The sequence below is a fragment of the Mariniphaga sediminis genome (assembly GCF_003573545.1).
In the GTDB taxonomy this organism is placed as follows: Bacteria; Bacteroidota; Bacteroidia; order Bacteroidales; family Prolixibacteraceae; genus Mariniphaga; species Mariniphaga sediminis.
On the sequence record NZ_QWET01000018.1, the window covers coordinates 20,949 to 37,601 of the forward strand.

Annotated in this window: 17 protein-coding genes; 5 read left to right on the plus strand and 12 right to left on the minus strand. The window is 42.0% G+C overall.

Annotation, left to right across the window (positions count from 1 at the left end):
• Window positions 1–6: 6 nt before the first annotated feature.
• The 4 genes from D1164_RS18635 to D1164_RS18650 all read right to left on the minus strand — a co-directional run bounded on the left by D1164_RS18635 (window position 7) and on the right by D1164_RS18650 (window position 4,282).
• Window positions 7–633 (minus strand): DUF4230 domain-containing protein, encoded by a 627-nt coding sequence (locus D1164_RS18635; RefSeq protein WP_119351416.1) that lies wholly within the window; start codon window positions 631–633, stop codon window positions 7–9.
• Between the two features lie 92 nt (window positions 634–725).
• A complete protein-coding gene (locus tag D1164_RS18640; RefSeq protein ID WP_119351417.1) occupies window positions 726–1,883 on the minus strand; it encodes a serine hydrolase domain-containing protein in 1,158 nt (385 codons plus the stop codon).
• A gap of 63 nt (window positions 1,884–1,946) precedes the next feature.
• Window positions 1,947–3,167 (minus strand): dicarboxylate/amino acid:cation symporter, encoded by a 1,221-nt coding sequence (locus D1164_RS18645; protein WP_119351418.1) that lies wholly within the window; start codon window positions 3,165–3,167, stop codon window positions 1,947–1,949.
• Window positions 3,168–3,253: 86 nt separating this feature from the next.
• On the minus strand, window positions 3,254–4,282 hold the full coding sequence (locus D1164_RS18650) for a threonine aldolase family protein (RefSeq protein ID WP_119351419.1): 1,029 nt from the start codon (window positions 4,280–4,282) through the stop codon (window positions 3,254–3,256).
• 98 nt (window positions 4,283–4,380) lie between these two features.
• Here D1164_RS18650 and D1164_RS18655 point away from each other — a divergent pair, with 98 nt between their 5' ends.
• Window positions 4,381–5,679, plus strand: a complete 1,299-nt coding sequence (locus tag D1164_RS18655; protein ID WP_119351420.1) for a cryptochrome/photolyase family protein — start codon at window positions 4,381–4,383, stop codon at window positions 5,677–5,679.
• 53 nt (window positions 5,680–5,732) lie between these two features.
• Here D1164_RS18655 and D1164_RS18660 read toward each other — a convergent pair whose 3' ends face one another.
• On the minus strand, window positions 5,733–6,281 hold the full coding sequence (locus D1164_RS18660) for a glutathione peroxidase (protein ID WP_119351421.1): 549 nt from the start codon (window positions 6,279–6,281) through the stop codon (window positions 5,733–5,735).
• A 139-nt stretch (window positions 6,282–6,420) separates the two neighbouring features.
• Between D1164_RS18660 and D1164_RS18665 the strand changes: the two genes are divergently transcribed.
• Together D1164_RS18665 and D1164_RS18670 are read left to right on the plus strand one after the other, a co-directional pair.
• Entirely contained in the window at window positions 6,421–7,524 is a 1,104-nt protein-coding gene (locus tag D1164_RS18665) for a DNA polymerase III subunit gamma/tau (protein WP_119351422.1), read from the plus strand.
• Between the two features lie 41 nt (window positions 7,525–7,565).
• The gene (locus D1164_RS18670) at window positions 7,566–8,129 is read left to right on the plus strand and encodes a hypothetical protein (RefSeq protein WP_119351423.1); all 564 of its coding nucleotides are present in this window, start codon (window positions 7,566–7,568) and stop codon (window positions 8,127–8,129) included.
• Window positions 8,130–8,135: 6 nt separating this feature from the next.
• Here D1164_RS18670 and pdxH read toward each other — a convergent pair whose 3' ends face one another.
• Window positions 8,136–8,771 carry a pyridoxamine 5'-phosphate oxidase gene (pdxH, locus tag D1164_RS18675; RefSeq protein ID WP_119351424.1) on the minus strand — a complete coding sequence of 212 codons (636 nt, stop codon included), beginning with the start codon at window positions 8,769–8,771 and terminating at the stop codon, window positions 8,136–8,138.
• Between the two features lie 127 nt (window positions 8,772–8,898).
• Between pdxH and D1164_RS18680 the strand changes: the two genes are divergently transcribed.
• Window positions 8,899–9,501 (plus strand): thioredoxin family protein, encoded by a 603-nt coding sequence (locus D1164_RS18680; protein WP_119351425.1) that lies wholly within the window; start codon window positions 8,899–8,901, stop codon window positions 9,499–9,501.
• A 126-nt stretch (window positions 9,502–9,627) separates the two neighbouring features.
• On the opposite strand, the gene rsmD is transcribed toward D1164_RS18680, so the two are convergent.
• Genes rsmD through D1164_RS18695 form a run of 3 tightly spaced genes read right to left on the minus strand, consistent with a single transcriptional unit; the run spans window position 9,628 to window position 11,618 of the window.
• Window positions 9,628–10,158: a 16S rRNA (guanine(966)-N(2))-methyltransferase RsmD gene (gene rsmD / locus D1164_RS18685; protein WP_119351426.1), complete on the minus strand. Its 531-nt coding sequence runs from the start codon at window positions 10,156–10,158 to the stop codon at window positions 9,628–9,630.
• 2 nt (window positions 10,159–10,160) lie between these two features.
• The gene (locus D1164_RS18690) at window positions 10,161–10,979 is read right to left on the minus strand and encodes a DUF3822 family protein (RefSeq protein WP_119351427.1); all 819 of its coding nucleotides are present in this window, start codon (window positions 10,977–10,979) and stop codon (window positions 10,161–10,163) included.
• A gap of 6 nt (window positions 10,980–10,985) precedes the next feature.
• Window positions 10,986–11,618 (minus strand): hypothetical protein, encoded by a 633-nt coding sequence (locus D1164_RS18695; RefSeq protein ID WP_119351475.1) that lies wholly within the window; start codon window positions 11,616–11,618, stop codon window positions 10,986–10,988.
• 92 nt (window positions 11,619–11,710) lie between these two features.
• Here D1164_RS18695 and D1164_RS18700 point away from each other — a divergent pair, with 92 nt between their 5' ends.
• Window positions 11,711–13,144, plus strand: coding sequence for an ATP-dependent DNA helicase (locus D1164_RS18700; protein WP_119351428.1), 1,434 nt, complete (start codon window positions 11,711–11,713; stop codon window positions 13,142–13,144).
• 3 nt (window positions 13,145–13,147) lie between these two features.
• Here D1164_RS18700 and D1164_RS18705 read toward each other — a convergent pair whose 3' ends face one another.
• From D1164_RS18705 to rpsA, 3 genes are read right to left on the minus strand one after another with little or no spacing between them, the layout of a single operon-like run.
• Complete coding sequence (locus tag D1164_RS18705; protein WP_119351476.1) at window positions 13,148–14,065, minus strand: ribonuclease Z; 918 nt, start codon at window positions 14,063–14,065, stop codon at window positions 13,148–13,150.
• Between the two features lie 6 nt (window positions 14,066–14,071).
• The gene (locus D1164_RS18710; protein WP_119351429.1) at window positions 14,072–14,425 is read right to left on the minus strand and encodes an STAS domain-containing protein; all 354 of its coding nucleotides are present in this window, start codon (window positions 14,423–14,425) and stop codon (window positions 14,072–14,074) included.
• 48 nt (window positions 14,426–14,473) lie between these two features.
• On the minus strand, window positions 14,474–16,567 hold the full coding sequence (gene rpsA / locus D1164_RS18715) for a 30S ribosomal protein S1 (protein WP_119351430.1): 2,094 nt from the start codon (window positions 16,565–16,567) through the stop codon (window positions 14,474–14,476).
• Window positions 16,568–16,653: the final 86 nt, after the last annotated feature.

Genomic DNA, 16,653 nt, shown 5'->3' on the forward strand with positions numbered 1-16,653 from the left:
AACCTGCTATTTTTCAGTTGTGTTTTTCTTTTTTTCGGGGTGATGAGGCAATGCAATATCCTCTGCGACCAGTTCCCATCCGACCGATTCTATAAGTTGTCTTATTATGGCAATGGTGTCGGCAGCCTGGTTCCGGGTAATGTCAAAAAGGTAACTACGTTCGATTTTGTCGCGAATAAACTCTTTCGATTTTTTATTCATGTTGGTCAGGTCCAGTTCCGAAAATTTATTGATAATTCCTTTTTGTACATCGTAATATTCCAAATCAGTGTCCATGCTTAAAATTTCGGGTTTGGGGAAATGTGAAAGTTTAACCCGCTTTTTCCCCGGTTGCATTTCGATATGGATTTTTGCCAGGTCGAAACCGATGAGCACTTTTGCTTTTACAATCAGCAGCGCTTTTTTCTCCAGTTGAAGCAACTTAAAAAAAATGCTTTTCCCGTCGCGATGGGAAAAAACTTCTGAAAATTCGCCTTCTACAGTGATAAGCTTACAAACATGCCTGATTTTGTCGAGCAGTATTGTTGACTGAACCTGTGTGCCCTGAACACTCCGTTTTTTAAAAAACCAGGTTGTGCCGACCACTCCTCCAGCCAGTCCAAGCAAAACTCCCAACAAAATCAGGGTTTCCATAAATTTTAGTTTAATGAACTAATATAGAACTTTTTAAGTAAACCTTCGCCCACGTGTACAATAAATTCCGAAGTTGTATTAATTTATGCTCCCTATTCCTTGTCCCCCTCCTTATCTTCTGATGTCTTTGTTTCGTTTGTTTCAACGGCGGGTAAAAAATATTCAGCAATCTTAAATACAGGAAAATCTTCGGAGAGGATACCTAAATTTGCCGCGCAGGCAATTACTAACTTTTCTTCAGGGTAAATAATGAGTATGGCTCCACCTCCGGTAACATTGCCGGCTTTACCGAATATCTTCCGGCCCTCTCTGTCCGCCAAAGTCATCCAGCCATTGGTCATTTGTGCCGGCATATTGTTTTGCAACATCACGGGTTCGAAGAGTCTTTTTTTTAGTTCTTCGGAGAGGTAATCGGAATAAAGGAGGGCATTTCCAAATTTGACCAAATCTTCCGCATTGGAAAGCAGTCCCTCTGAAGGAGTCTTGAAACGCATATCCCTTGTGGTTGCATTTATTACCTGCGAAATGTAATTGTGATCGAAAAAATCAGATCGCCCTATGATGGGAATCAGCGGATTATCCGGCAAAGTGTTTTCCAGCTTCAGGGTGTCAGTCACATATTCCTCTAATATTTTAGGAAAATGTTTTCCGGAAACTTTTTCCATCACAGCACCCAGCAAATTGTAATTAAAAAGATTTGGAACCTGGTATATGCCGGGGGGAACAGCAAGCGAATCATCCTTGAAAATATCAATGCCTTTTATGAGGCTGGTATTCAGGGCACGCCAATCTCTTTCTGTCTCTCTTGGATTTCTGATACCTGAAGTTTGGTTAACAAGATGTTTAAGGGAAAGGTTGAACCGCTTCTCCGGAAAATCGGGAAAATAGTGCCAGACGGCGGAGTCCGGATGTAATGTCCCCTCTTCAACCATTTTTTGGTAGATGAATGCAGTAAACAGTTCCGAAATTTCACCAATCCTGAATTTGGTGGATCGGGTTGCGGGACTCTCCAGATCTTTCGATGCAAGTCCAAGTCCTTCAGAATAAAGTATTTTTCCCTCTTTAGCAATGGCAACGGTTGCTCCCGGTACAAAATTTTGCGTAAGGAAAAAAGCAACATCTTTTCGGGCTGCCTTTATTTCATCAATGTACTTTCGGTCGTAAATGATATCGTTTTTTTGCTTTTTACAACCAGAAAGGTTAACTAAAACAACAAGTAAAATGAAAAGCTTAAAAATTCTTCCTACCATAATTAAAAACGTTAGTCATTTATAATTTTATTTTTGTTCCATCTCTTCGGGGTAATCTCAGTGTCAGCTAGCTGCTACATTTGTTTTTTCATTTTCCGAACGCGCAATGATTACGGCACCGCAGCTGTCGCTCCATACATTAACAGAAGTTCGCAGCATATCGAGGATACGATCTACGGCAAGGATAAGTCCGATTCCTTCTAAAGGAAGTCCCACAGCTGTTAGCACAACTGTAATCATTACGAGGCCTGCCATGGGAATACCGGCGGCCCCAATGGAAGCAAGCAGTGCTGTTACCACCACCAGAGCCTGTTGCCCAAAGGTAAGATCTATGCTGTAGGCCTGCGCAATAAATATGGCAGCCACGCATTCGTACAGTGCCGTGCCGTCCATATTTATGGTGGCTCCCAAAGGAAGGGTAAAGCTGGATACTTTATTGGACACTCCACTGTTATTTTCCAGTGCATCCATCGTGAGCGGTAGTGTAGCGCTCGAAGATGAGGTGGAAAATGCAGTGAGTAGAGGAACCGTCATATTTTTCAAATGGGCATAGGGTTTTGCTTTCCCGATAAAACGTACAATGAGGGGAAGAGAAATCAATGCATGAATAAGTAGTGCAACAACCACACACAGGCTGTAAATGGCCAGACTGCCTGCAACACTTGCCAGATCATCCGAATTCCTGTGGACTTCAGCAGAAACAATTCCAAAGATTCCCAGCGGTGTGAACTTAATAATAAAGAGAGTGATTTTCATCATCACATCGAAAACTGCATCGAAAAAGGTGCTTAATGATTGCCTGTGTTTTTTTTCTACCCGTGTAATAAAATAGCCAAAAAGAATAGCAAAAAATATTACAGGAAGAATTTCTCCCTGCGCCATTGAACCAATAATATTATCAGGAATAAGCCTGTAAAAAATATCTTTTACCGAACCAGCCTGATCGGCCAGTCCTTCTACTGATTTGGAAAATCCCAGATCCACCCCAACACCGGGTTTTATGAGGTTTACAACGGTCAACCCGGTTAAAATAGCAAGCGTACTGGTAAATATGTAATAAAATAACGTCTTTATACCCAGTCTGCCCAGGTTTTTACCGTCGCCCATGCTGGTAACACCACTAATGATGGAACTGAAAATAAGTGGAATAATTACCATGGTTAATGCCCGCAGGAAAATATTTCCCATCCACGAGACATATTTAACCCCCTGGGGAACAAAATACCCGAAAAGTACAGCCAGAATAAGAGCAATCAGTATTTGCCAGTGCAGTTTGATCCGCATTTTTATATTATTGTTTTATGTCGGTTTATTAAAGGGGTGCTAAATTAGTTTTTTTAGGATACATGACAAATTGCAAATAATGCAATTTAACCTGAAACAAGTGTTTTTATTAATTCTACAAACTCATAGATTTCCCTTTCAGTGGTGTCGAATGAAGTCATCCAGCGTACCTCCGATTCTTTTTCGTTCCATATATAGAAGAAAAAATGCTCCTGCAATGGTTCGATAATTTCTTGCGGAACCCGGGCAAATACTCCGTTAGCTTCTACGGGTTGGGTGATTTTTATGCCCGGAATTTTTGCTACTTCAGCCTCCAGCAGTTTTGCCATTCTGTTGGAGTGAGAGGCTGTTTCTTTCCACAAGTCATCTTTGAAATAGGCCTGAAACTGTGCCCCCACAAACCGCATTTTAGAATAGAGTTGCATACTTTGTTTGCGCAGGTATTTGGTTTCTGTAGTGAGTTCCTGATTAAAAAACAATACCGCTTCACCCATCATCATTCCGTTTTTTGTGCCGCCAAAGGAAAGTACATCCACGCCGCAATCTTTGGTAAAGGATTTGAAATCCATGTTTAATGTTACGGCGGCGTTGGCAATCCGGGCGCCATCAATGTGCAGGAACATGTTGTGTTGGTGTGCAAGGTCGGCCAGTGCCCTGATTTCGGCCGGTGTGTAAACGGTTCCCATTTCAGTTGCCTGCGAAACCGAAATGACCCGTGGTTGGGAATGGTGTTCAAAGTTGAATCCTTTCAGGTGATGTTGAATAGATTCCGGTGTAAGCTTGCCATTTACGGGCTCTGTTGGCAGCAATTTACAACCTGTAAATTTTTCCGGTGCGCCGCATTCGTCTTCCTCAATATGTGCTGTTTCGGCACAAATGATGGAGTGAAAACTCCGGGTGATGGAAGAAAGCCCTAATACATTGGCACCGGTACCGTTAAAAACAAAAAACACCTCGGTATCTTCTCCAAATTTTTCCCTGAATATTTCAATGGCTTTTGCGGTGTAAGAATCGTTGCCATAGCCAATAACGTGCCCGTGGTTTACTTCTTCCATCGCCTTAAAAATGGCAGGGTGGACACCCGAATTGTTGTCACTTGCAAATCCTTTTTTCATACCTTGTTTTATATTTTTCAGACCGTTGTCCGTTCCTTTGAATCTAAATCTTTACTTTTAACCAGTATAAAGAAAGAAAAAATCATACGTTTTTGAAAATGGATAAAGCAGCCATTTTTTGGTTCAGGCGCGATTTGCGGTTGCATGATAATCATGGGCTATGGCAGGCATTAAAATCCGGATTACCTGTGCTCCCGGTGTTTATTTTCGATACGGAAATCCTCGGGAAACTTTCTTCCGGAGACGATGCCCGTGTGTCATTTATATATGCTGAAGTTAAGAAACTGAAGGAGGAATTGGAAAAGAAAGGCAGCTCCCTGTGGGTATTCCATGGGAAGCCTTTGGCGGCATTCAGAAAATTGTTTCGCGGGATAAAGGTAGAAGCGGTTTTTACCAATAAAGATTATGAACCTTATTCCCGGCAACGTGACGCCAAAACTGATCGGTTTTTTAGGTCGGAATGTGTTGATTTTTTTCTGTTTAAAGACCAGGTAATTTTTGAAAAAAGCGAGGTAGTGAAAGACAATGGCGAACCGTACACTGTTTTTACTCCTTACAGCAAAAAATGGAAACAGGTTTTAAACGGGAAGAAAATTTCTTCATTCCCTTCTGAAGAGAGGTTGGAAGGGTTGTTGAAAATTGACCCGCTCCCATTTCCCAAACTGAGCGATTTAGGATTTAAAAAAAGTTCTCTCGTGGTTCCGCCACCGGAAATTACAGAAGATGTTATTCGAAATTATGCCCGGACACGTAATTTGCCTGCTATACGCGGAACTTCCCGGTTGGGCGTTCATTTACGGTTTGGCACGGTTAGTATCCGCGAATTAATCCGGAAAGCAGAGAAATGGTCGGAAGTTTTTTTGAATGAGCTTATCTGGCGGGAGTTTTTTAGTAGTGTTTTATGGCACTTTCCGCAAGTGGAGAATCAGGCATTCAAATCAAAATACGATTTTATTCCTTGGAGAAATAATGAAAAAGAGTTTGAAAGGTGGTGCTGTGGGGAGACGGGGTATCCGCTGGTAGATGCCGGAATGCGGGAACTGAATGCCACCGGATTTATGCATAACCGGGTACGGATGGTTACGGCCAGTTTTTTAACCAAACACCTGCTTGTCGATTGGCGCTGGGGCGAAGCCTATTTTGCTGAAAAGTTGCTCGATTTTGAACTGGCATCAAATAATGGAAACTGGCAGTGGGCTGCCGGTACTGGCTGCGATGCAGCGCCTTATTTTCGGATTTTTAATCCTGAAAGCCAGCAGAAAAAGTTTGATCCTGAAGGCCAGTATGTGCGGAAATGGGTGCCGGAAGTGAACACTCCTTCTTATCCGAAACCCATGGTAGAACATAAAATGGCCAGAGAGCGGGCGTTAAAAACATACAAGGAGGCGTTAAAATGAAAATCAAGAGTAGACCTCCCGACCTGTTCTTAGTAGCCGGAAAAATATTTAATTTACTTCCCTTCCTGCAGCCACTCCAGGATCCTCCGGTTTTGCGGGCCGGTTACAGGAGATAACGACTCAACTACATGCCCCTCTTCATCTACCAGGAATTTTTGAAAATTCCAGATAACTTTTGCATCAAGTACGCCGTTCTGTTCGCTGCTTGTCAACCATTTGTAAACTCGATGAATGCTGTCGCCTTTAATCGAAATTTTTTCCATCATCAGAAAACTGACACCGTATTTTTGTGTGCAAAATTCTTTGACTTGCCCATTGTTTCCAGGCTCCTGGCTGCCAAAATCATTACTGGGAAAACCGATAATTTCAAAATCATCGCCTCCATATTCTTCATATAACTCTTGCAATTTTTTGAACTGATGCGTCAGGGCACATTCCGAAGCTGTATTTACAATCAGAACCTTTTTGCCTTTCAGCAGGGAAAAATCAAACAGGTTGCCGTCAATGGTACGAGCGCTGAAATCATGCAATGTGCTGAACTGCGTAAAAGCATGAAGACTGCCCAGCAGGAGAAGCGTTAAAAGAATTGAACGTTTTCGCATACTGATCTAAAAAAATAAAGGTGAAATGTAATGAAAGTTTGGCTTTTCCGGTAATAAAATCGGTAGTTGTTGATAAGTTTTGCCGGGTAAAAAAACAGAATTGTTTATCTTTGGTCGATTGAGAAAGACCACGGAGTAAATGGAAAATTTTATTGTTTCAGCGCGAAAATACAGGCCCGATTCGTTTGACACGGTTGTGGCACAATCGTCCATTACCACCACCCTGAAAAATGCCATTAAAAACAGCCAGTTGGCACATGCTTACCTGTTTTGCGGTCCGCGTGGGGTGGGGAAGACGACCTGCGCCCGTATTTTTGCCAAAACAATCAACTGCTCCAACCTTTCGCCCGAAGTGGAGGCGTGTAACGAATGTGAATCATGCAAAGCATTTAATACCAGTCGTTCGTTTAATATTCATGAATTAGATGCCGCTTCCAACAACTCGGTAGACGATATCAGGCAGCTTATCGACCAGGTGCGAATTCCCCCGCAGGTGGGAAAATACAGCGTTTATATTATTGATGAGGTACACATGCTTTCATCACAGGCTTTTAACGCTTTTCTTAAAACACTGGAAGAACCGCCGAAACATGCTATTTTTATTTTGGCGACAACCGAAAAACACAAAATTATCCCTACAATTTTGTCTCGTTGCCAGATTTTTGATTTTAACAGGATTGGCATTTCCGATATAGCCGGGCACCTGGAGTACGTAGCTAAAAATGAAGGGGTAACGGCAGAAAAGGAAGCACTGAATATTATTGCCCAAAAGGCTGATGGAGCTATGCGTGATGCCCTTTCCATTTTCGACCAGATTGTTAGTTTTTCAGGGAAGGACATTACCTATCAGGATGTTATTTCAAACCTTAATGTGCTGGATTACGATTATTATTTCAGACTGGTAGAACATTTTGTGAAGAATGAAGTGCCTGATTCCCTGATGATTTTTGATGACATTTTAAATCACGGCTTCGACGGACATCATTTTATAAACGGACTGAGCAGCCATTTACGTAACCTGTTGGTTTGTAAAGATCCGGTTACGGTGCAGTTACTTGAGGTGAGTGGAGAAATTAAAGATCGTTATAAAGTACAGGCGGCTTCTTGTGAAAATGACTTTTTACTAAAAGCGCTGGAAATAAGTAATGAGTGCGACATGCAGTACAAAATGAGCCAAAATAAGCGGCTGCTGGTAGAACTGGCAATTGTACGGATAGCGCAGCTGACCTTAAAAAAAAAATAGCTGACAACACTGGTCCCGACGATATTCTGGAACCTATATTTTTGGATCAACCCCCTTCTGAAGCGCCCAAAAAAGACGCAGAACAAAAGAAATCACCTCCGGTTGATGCGCCGGTAAAAAAGCCTGTAAGGAGGCTTTCGCGCGGAGCCAAAAGTCCTTCCATTAAAGATGCTCTTGCCGGGAAATTCAGCGAAGAAAAGCTGTCAGCTAAAGAACAACACGAAATCTATACCAGTGTTGGTGAAACGAGAGATTTTACTCCTGAAGCGCTTAAAATGAAGTGGGATGAATTTCTGATACGGCTTGATGATCGCCCGAATCTTAAATCAACTCTTTCAAGGACTCCCAAAATAGAAGATGGGTATCAACTGGTGCTGGAGATTGATAATTCGGTACAGGATGATCTGATAAACAGCATTAAGCCGGAATTGATTTCGTGGTTACGAAAAGAACTGAGAAACTCCAAAATCCACTTGATTACCCGGATAACAGAAGTCGAAAAGGAAAAACTTATTTATACCGATTCGGAAAAATACATGGAGATGCTGAAGAAAAATCCCCGCCTGGAGTTGCTCAAACAAAAGTTCAAACTCGATTTTGAATAAGAAAATTCAGGGAGCCAGCCTTTTTATATCCCAGCCATTTTCAGTCTTTTCATACAAAATACGATCGTGGAGCCGGTTGACACGTCCCTGCCAGAATTCTATTTTTTGCGGAACAACCCGGTAGCCTCCCCAATCCGGGGGAAGGGGAGGACGTTCACCATCAAACTGCTTGCTGAATTTTGCGAATCGCTTTTCCAGGTATTCCCTCGAAGGAATGACTTCACTTTGTTCGGAGGCCCAGGCACTAATCTGGCTTTCAACCGGCCTTGAGTGGAAATATTTTTCCGAGATCTCCCTGCTTGTTTTTTCCGCAAACCCTGAAATATGAATTTGCCGCTCAAACGACGACCAGTAAAAGTGGAGCCCAACAGCCTGGTTTTCCTCTATTGCCTTTCCTTTTTCGCTGTTGTAGTTCGTAAAGAAAACAAAACCGTTTTCATCAAAAAATTTGAGTAAAACAATTCGCGAACGGGGAAACCCGTCGCTGCCCAGCGTTGACAATGTTATGGCAGTGGGTTCTTTTTCTTCCGAATCAAGAACATCTTCCATCCATTTCTCGAATTGTTCGAAAGGGTTTTTCGCAATATTTCTCCGGGAAATTCCCGGAAAGTTGTACTCATTTCTTACGGCATCAATCTTCATATTTCTTTTTAACCAATTAAGAATCAAAAAATTTGCTATTGTATATCTATGAACATTTTTTTTAAGGAAATGTTTTTTATTTGATGGAGGAAGGTATTTTTTAGTATAAATTTTTAAATGATGAGCTATGAAAAGATGGTTTGTTTTTTTGATGGTTGTTGCCTTTTTCCCGGCAGTCGCCGGTACCGGCACGCTTGAAATAGGGGGAAAAGTAACCCACTCCGATGTGAAAATGCTGGATGTTTCAGGAGAAAAAGTTTCCCTGGCTGACGTAGCCAAAGAAAACGGACTTCTGGTAATGTTTTCAAGCAATACCTGCCCGTTTGTTCAGCAATGGGAAAGCCGCTTCCCTGAAATTAAGAAATGGGCAGATAAGAATAATGTGGGAATGATTGTTTTGAATTCCAATTATAAAAATCGCGACGGAGTTGACTCTTATGAGGAAATGCAGAAGCGTGCCCGTGAGAAGAATTATAATTTTTACTATGTGGTGGATAAGGAAAGCAAAATTGCCAATGCCTTTGGAGGGCAAACCACGCCGCATGTATTCTTGTTTGACAGCCGCATGGAGTTGGTTTACAAAGGAGCTATCGACGACAATTACAAGAGCGCCGATGCCGTAAAACAGGCGTATCTGAAAGATGCTATTTCCAGTATTGCCAAAGGGGAGAATGTGGCTATTGCTGAAACAAAACCGATTGGTTGCAGCATTAAAAGGAAGCAGGATTAGTAGCTTTATTCTTTAATCAAGTACGCAACCTGAGAAGATCGCAAAAGAGACGAAAGCTATCTTTTGTGTGTTTGAATGAATACAGATGGCCTTTCCATGAGGGGCAGGCATAAAATTCAAAAGAGATTAGCGGAAAAAACTGAAATTGACTTTTCCGTATTGGCGAAGTTCTGCAAAGTTTGGCCATTTGGTGAATTCATAACTTTTGGGGTGTTCCAAAATTAACAGTCCCCCTTCACGGAGAACATTTGCTTCGAAAACTGCAGCCGGGATTTTGTCGAGCCAGGGGGCATCAAAAGGAGGATCAGCAAAAATAATGTCGAAATCCTGCCGGCAATATTTCAGAAACCGGAAAACGTCATCGCGAACAATCTGTGCATTGGTTATGCCAAGTTTCTCCACCACATCATGTATGAAGCGCACATGACCTGGATTTTTTTCGACAAGAGTCACTGCTTCTGCTCCGCGGCTGATAAATTCATAGCCAATACTCCCGGTTCCGGAAAACAGATCCAGCACCTTCATTTCTGAAAAATGATAACTGTTTGTCAGGATATTAAATAATGCCTCCTTGGCAAGATCAGTGGTTGGCCGCGCCGAAAACTTTTTGTTCGGTGTAAAAATTCTTCCTTTGTATTTGCCTCCAACTATTCGCATATTCAGGGTAACGTAAAAAAGCGGTGCAGAGGCTCCGTAAAAGTGTTCGTATCAAAATTTATTTCCGGCGAGAGGAAGGAGGTGTTGCTGAAATAGTTGGAAAGACCGGAATAAAGTTCTCCGTCAGGAAGGATTTCACCTGTTAGTAGCAGCTCAGTCTCTTTTACACTAATGCCTTGTTGTTTTAGTAAGGAGAGTACATAGTAGATAACATCGTTTGTATGGAAAAAATCAAAACTGTTGGCTGCCTGCAACTTTCCTTGAGCGTAGAGCAACAGGCAGAAACTTTTTTTTCCAAAAAGCAATGCCAGGGTGTGACTGCCCTTTTCTGCCCTTTTTTGCAGTTTCTGAATCAGAAGGGTAACCGGATGCAACAGGGAGTGTCCGGGAAATATCTTGCCGATTACTTTCGAAAATGAATCAGGTACCGGGAAAAGCAAATTTCCGTTAATGGCAGGAATGTAATTATCCTTAACCGGATAACTGCTTTCTTTTCCGAAAACCAGGCTGAAAATTTCGGTTTGGTTTTCGTAATGATACCATTCTCCGGGAATCAGGGAAAATTTATCCGTGAGAAGTAAGATGAGGGTTTTAGCATATTTTTTTTGAATCAGTTCGTGTGATTCATACCACTCAGTGAAACGACGTGCCAGAAAATTTGGAGAACTAATGGTGACAGGGAAATTCTCTAAAACCAGCAGACGGTTTTCATCCGGATGAACAACAGAAAAAGAAAATCCATCCAGGCTGACCTGGATGGATAGTATATATTTTTCAGTTTGGCTAAAATCGAATTTCAGATCTTTAATCGGGTCAACCATTTCGGATTACTCCCAGTTACCGGCATTGTTAACGGTTTCGGTAAGTGATCCCACTTTCAGCCCGGGATATTTTTCATTCAACCTGCTTTGTTCGTTCAGGTTGATTACATATTGCCTGTCAAGACCCCTTAAAATAACATTGTTATGCGCTTTGGCCTCGAATACGGGAACTTTAATTCCGGAACCGGTAGTAATAACATTGGATCCCAGCATAAATTCAGCAACCGTATCAGAGAGCGGCACGTATTTCAAATCTTTTGGTTTGAAAGAGCTTTCAAACAGACTTTCCTTAACACTGTTTTTAATCGTGTCGCGGATAATCAATCCCATGCGCAAGGCTTTTCTTTCCGTTAACCCAGCCTCTATCATGCTGTCTGTCAGTTCTCCAACTTTTCTTACGTTTCTAACAGAATCGTATTCTACAAAATGTATCAGGGTGTCCCAGTCTCCTGTAAACCGGCCGTAAACATCTTTATACGCCAATTGGGCTTTCCGAATGTCTTTCAGCCTTTGAATAGTTACATCGTAACGATCCGTTTTTGTTTTTTCGAAGTCAATCGGATGCTGGATGCCCTGGTAAATAAGATAGGTTAAACCTATCGCAACAATAACAAGCAAAATCTGAATAATGGTTCTCATCTTTATCGTTTTAATAAGATTATCGTCGATTGCTTGCAAAATTATAAAAAAAAATAAATTACCTTCCTTTGCTCTTTGTTATTTTAGCAGGCATGATTAAAAATCATTTAAAGACTTTATTAGAGCAGAATTTACCTTTTGCTCCAACTGTGTGCCAGTCAGAGTTAATCGAAGGTTTATCCGGATTTATTACGTCGGAAAACCAGGATAAAATATTACTGGTAAAAGGTTTTGCCGGAACCGGGAAGACAACCATGATCAATACCCTGGTACAAACACTTAAATCACTTAAAATACAGACTGTTCTGATGGCCCCCACTGGCAGGGCTGCCAAGGTAATGGCGGGATATGCCGGAATGACGGCTTTTACCATTCATAAAAAAATATACCGGCAACAGTCGTCTGCCGATGGAATGGGCCGGTTTGTCCTCGACAGGAACCTTCATAAAAATACATGGTTTGTGGTGGACGAGGCTTCCATGATTTCCAATGAAAGCAATGAAAATTCGGTTTTTGGAACCGGAAGGCTACTGGACGATTTGCTGGAATATGTCTATTCCGGATTTAATTGCCGGTTGGTGATGGTTGGTGACACAGCCCAGCTTCCGCCTGTAGGATTGAGTATAAGCCCGGCTTTAGAGGCAGATACCCTGAGAATGCATGGTTTTGAAGTAGATGAGTATGTGTTGACGGAGGTCGTCAGGCAGGCTTCCGATTCCGGAATTTTATCCTGTGCAACACAAATAAGGCAACGGATTGAACAGGGGAACCAATCCGGTTTTTTTCCATTGAAAATGGATTTGCTCGACGATGTTATCCAAATTTCGGGGGAAGACCTGATTGAGCGTATCTCTTCGTGTTACGGGCAATACGGACTTTTTGAGACCACTATTGTTACCCGTTCGAACAAAAGGGCGAATTTGTACAATAAAGGAATCAGAGGGGCGATTCTTTACCGGGAAAATGAAATTGAAAAAGGTGATTTGCTGATGGTGGTAAAAAATAACTACTATTGGGCTGGAGAGGATGAAGGAATCGATTTTATTGCCAACGGAGATATTGCCGAGGTGATTTCCATTTACGGGTATGAAGAATTGTATGGTTTTCGTTTTGCTGACGTTTGCCTCCGGTTTGTGGATTATGAGGATGTGGAACTCGACTGTAAGATTTTTCTGGATACCCTCTCCATTGAATCTGCTTCCTTTTCCTATGAAAAAAACCGGCAGCTTTTCGAGGCCGTTTCGGAAGATTATGCTGAAATCGGAAATAAACAAAAGCGCTGGAAAAAGATTAAGGAGAACTCCCATTTTAATGCGCTTCAGGTTAAGTATGCTTATGCTCTAACCTGTCATAAAGCGCAGGGCGGACAATGGAAAGCTGTTTTTGTCGATCATGGTTATCTGGTGGAAGAGATGCTTGATCAGGAATATTACCGATGGCTTTATACGGCTTTTACCCGGCCGGTAGAACAATTGTTCCTGGTGAATTTTCACAGAAGCTTTCTTGAGACGGCAGAGATGGAATGATTTTTATTTTTTTACAGAATAGGTTTTTCCATCGATGGCAACCTCTGTATTGCTGAAAATCGTTTGGGCCTCTTCTAAAAAAGGCTCTACCTCTTTGTACCGCGTTGAAAAATGACCGATGATTAATTTCCCGGCATGTGCCATTTGAGCTGTTTTGGCTGCATCTAAAGCGGTGGAATGGTAAGTCCTTTCAGCCCAATCACGCAGCTCTTCGGTGAAGGTAGCCTCGTGGTAAAGCAAATTCACGCCCTGGATCGTTTCAACTACCTGGGGGTAGAACGCCGTATCAGAACAAAAAGCGTAGGAGCGGGGGGGAGGAGGGGGAGTTGTTAGTTTTGCGTTGGGAACAACTTCTCCTTCGGCAGTTAAAAAGTCTGCCCCCTGTTTTATCGCCCTGATTTGGGCGACAGGAATTTGGTATTGTTCAATACATTCCTTTTTAATATTGGCCTCTTTCGGCTTTTCGCGGAATAAAAAACCGCAACAGTTAATGCTGTGTTTTAGCGGAAAAGAAATCACTTCCACTTTTTTGTCTTCAAAAATGAGTTGAGGCTTTTTAAAATTTAAAGGGTGAAAAATCACTTTGAACTGCATTTCTCCCTTTAAAAAATCGAGTTGGGTCTGGATAACATCTTTTAGTTGGGAAGGGGAATAAATGTGGATGTCGTTTTTCAGTCCCAGCAGATTAAAGGTCGAAATTAACCCGATTAATCCGTAAAAATGATCCCCATGCAGGTGAGAAATGAAAATGTGTTTTATTTTTCCGAAAGCGATTTTTTGCCGGCGGATTTGAATTTGTGTTCCTTCTCCGCAATCGATCAAAAAAAACCGCCCAAGTACATTAAGTACCTGGGCGGTAGGATATCTTTCAGAAGTCGGTATGGCGGAACTGCTTCCCAGTATGGTTAACTCAAAAGGCATTTCCACTTACATCTCCTTCTTTCTGTTTAGCAACTTCTCGGCTTCATCAACGGTTTTCGTAATAAGAAGAACGGTGTGAAGCATTGAAATTTTTATCAGGTGATCCACGTCGGGCTGTAACCCACAAAGGATAAAAGTACCGATAGTGTCTTCACATAACCTGTTGCCAATTAAAATGGCCCGCAGTCCCGATGAATCGCAATATTTACATTTGCTCATATCGAGTACAATGTTTTTTTCACCATTGTTGTTCAACACTACAAACTCTGTCTTTAAATCCGGAGCGGTATTTGTGTCGAGCCTTTCGGTGTTCACCTTAACAAGGGAGAACCCTTCCTTTTTGAGAATTTCGATTGCCATGTCACAATTTACGAAATTCCGGCTAAAAATATATTAACCGAATCCGGATTAATTTTCCTTATCTTCTGTTTTCTCCTTTTTCTCTTTTTTCTCCAACTGTGATTTCAGTGCAGCCAAATCAGAGATGTCACCCAGGGTGGTTTTTTCGATATTGTCGTTCACTGCTTTCACCGCTTTTTTGGTTGAACGCGTTTGCGATTTCCGTTTTGATGAATCTTCAGCACGTTTTATATCTTCAAATACCCTGGAGTGTGAAACGATGATCCGTTTAGCCGATTTATTGAACTCAATCACTTTGAAATCCAGTTTCTCATCTTGTTTCGCCTGCGTTCCGTCTTCTTTAACAAGATGACGCGGAGTTGCAAATCCTTCTACGCCGTAAGGCAGGGCAACAATAGCACCTTTGTCCATCAGGTCTACAACGGTACCTTCGTGGATGGAATCGGTGGTGAATATGGTTTCAAATACATCCCATGGATTTTCTTCCAGTTGTTTATGGCCAAGGCTCAAACGACGGTTTTCTGTGTCGATGTCGAGCACTACCACTTCGATTTCTTCGCCAATAGAAGTGAATTCTGATGGGTGTTTGATTTTTTTCGTCCAGCTTAAATCGGAGATGTGGATAAGTCCGTCCACTCCTTCTGTGATTTCAACAAACACACCGAAGTTGGTAAAGTTGCGGACAATAGCTTTGTGCTTGGTTCCCACACCGTAGTTTTCTTCGATTTTTTCCCACGGGTCGTTTTTCAGCTGTTTCATACCCAGCGACATTTTCCTGTCTTCGCGGTCGAGTGTCAGAATGACTGCTTCCAATTCGTCGCCTACTTTCAGGAAATCCTGTGCACTGCGAAGGTGCTGACTCCATGACATTTCCGAAACGTGGATTAATCCTTCCACTCCCGGAGCTATTTCTACAAATGCACCGTAGTCGGCAAGTACAACCACTTTGCCTTTTACTGAGTCGCCTACTTTCAGGGTTTCATCCAGTTTATCCCATGGGTGCGGAGTTAACTGTTTTAGACCCAATGCAATTCGTTTTTTGTCGTCGTCGAAGTCGAGGATAACTACATTCAGTTTCTGATCCAGTTCCACAATTTCGGTTGGGTGATTGATTCGTCCCCATGAAAGGTCGGTAATGTGAATAAGTCCGTCCACACCGCCGAGATCCATAAATACCCCGTATGAAGTGATATTTTTGACAGTACCTTCCAGTACCTGGCCTTTTTCAAGTTTGGCAATAATCTCTTTTTTCTGTTGTTCAAGTTCCGCTTCAATCAATGCTTTGTGAGAAACTACCACGTTACGGTATTCATGATTGATCTTAACGACTTTGAACTCCATGGTTTTGCCAACAAATACATCATAGTCGCGAATTGGTTTCACATCAATTTGTGAGCCAGGCAGGAAGGCTTCGATACCGAAGACATCCACAATCATACCGCCTTTTGTGCGACATTTGATATATCCTTTTATTATTTCATCATTTTCGAGTGATTCATTCACACGTTCCCAAGAGCGTGTAGCACGCGCTTTTTTGTGCGAAAGGATCATCTGTCCCTTTTTGTCTTCCAGGCTTTCGATGTAAACATCTACTTTGTCCCCTACTTTTAATTCGGGGTTGTAGCGGAATTCGTTCAGGCTGACAATACCATCTGACTTGTAGCCTATGTCAACAACCACTTCGCGTTTGTTCAAAGCGATGACAGTGCCTTCCAGTACCTCTTTTTCGGTCACTGTATTCAGCGTGTTGTCATACATCATTTCCAGATCAGCACGTTGTTTTTCAGAATAGGAATCAATTCCGCTTTCAAGGCTGCTCCAATCGAATTCTTCTGTTTCTTTAGAGGCTGTTTCAGTTTCGGCTTCAGCTTCTGCCTTAACTTCTTCTTTGGGCTCATCCGTTGCTTCTTCATTTACTTCTGCAGCAACTTCTTCGCTTTTTACCTCTTCTGTTTCTTTTGTTTCAGCTTCTGCTGCCTGCTCTTCTTCTTTAGCTTCTACAGGCTCTTCAGCTTTAGGGGTTTCTGTTGTTTCAGGAGTTTCTTCTCCGGGCTTTTCTGTAGCCGCTTTTTCTTCCTGAACAGGAGCTTCAGTTATTTGCTGTTCTTCCTGTTCTACTTTTTCATTTTTCTTTTCAGTCATGCAATTCTTAATAAATTAATAAGTTAGACATTATACTTGTTCTTAAATCGCGCGCAAAAATATAACTTAATTCACTTATTTCAAAG

Bases quoted from the DNA above. Each gene is read 5' to 3' on its own strand.
- D1164_RS18635 (WP_119351416.1), bottom strand. From the start codon at position 633: ATGGAAACCCTGATTTTGTTGGGAGTTTTGCTTGGACTGGCTGGAGGA.
- D1164_RS18640 (WP_119351417.1), bottom strand. From the start codon at position 1,883: ATGGTAGGAAGAATTTTTAAGCTTTTCATTTTACTTGTTGTTTTAGTT.
- D1164_RS18645 (WP_119351418.1), bottom strand. From the start codon at position 3,167: ATGCGGATCAAACTGCACTGGCAAATACTGATTGCTCTTATTCTGGCT.
- D1164_RS18650 (WP_119351419.1), bottom strand. From the start codon at position 4,282: ATGAAAAAAGGATTTGCAAGTGACAACAATTCGGGTGTCCACCCTGCC.
- D1164_RS18655 (WP_119351420.1), top strand. From the start codon at position 4,381: ATGGATAAAGCAGCCATTTTTTGGTTCAGGCGCGATTTGCGGTTGCAT.
- D1164_RS18660 (WP_119351421.1), bottom strand. From the start codon at position 6,281: ATGCGAAAACGTTCAATTCTTTTAACGCTTCTCCTGCTGGGCAGTCTT.
- D1164_RS18665 (WP_119351422.1), top strand. From the start codon at position 6,421: ATGGAAAATTTTATTGTTTCAGCGCGAAAATACAGGCCCGATTCGTTT.
- pdxH (WP_119351424.1), bottom strand. From the start codon at position 8,771: ATGAAGATTGATGCCGTAAGAAATGAGTACAACTTTCCGGGAATTTCC.
- D1164_RS18680 (WP_119351425.1), top strand. From the start codon at position 8,899: ATGAAAAGATGGTTTGTTTTTTTGATGGTTGTTGCCTTTTTCCCGGCA.
- rsmD (WP_119351426.1), bottom strand. From the start codon at position 10,158: ATGCGAATAGTTGGAGGCAAATACAAAGGAAGAATTTTTACACCGAAC.
- D1164_RS18690 (WP_119351427.1), bottom strand. From the start codon at position 10,979: ATGGTTGACCCGATTAAAGATCTGAAATTCGATTTTAGCCAAACTGAA.
- D1164_RS18695 (WP_119351475.1), bottom strand. From the start codon at position 11,618: ATGAGAACCATTATTCAGATTTTGCTTGTTATTGTTGCGATAGGTTTA.
- D1164_RS18700 (WP_119351428.1), top strand. From the start codon at position 11,711: ATGATTAAAAATCATTTAAAGACTTTATTAGAGCAGAATTTACCTTTT.
- D1164_RS18705 (WP_119351476.1), bottom strand. From the start codon at position 14,065: ATGCCTTTTGAGTTAACCATACTGGGAAGCAGTTCCGCCATACCGACT.
- D1164_RS18710 (WP_119351429.1), bottom strand. From the start codon at position 14,425: ATGGCAATCGAAATTCTCAAAAAGGAAGGGTTCTCCCTTGTTAAGGTG.
- rpsA (WP_119351430.1), bottom strand. From the start codon at position 16,567: ATGACTGAAAAGAAAAATGAAAAAGTAGAACAGGAAGAACAGCAAATA.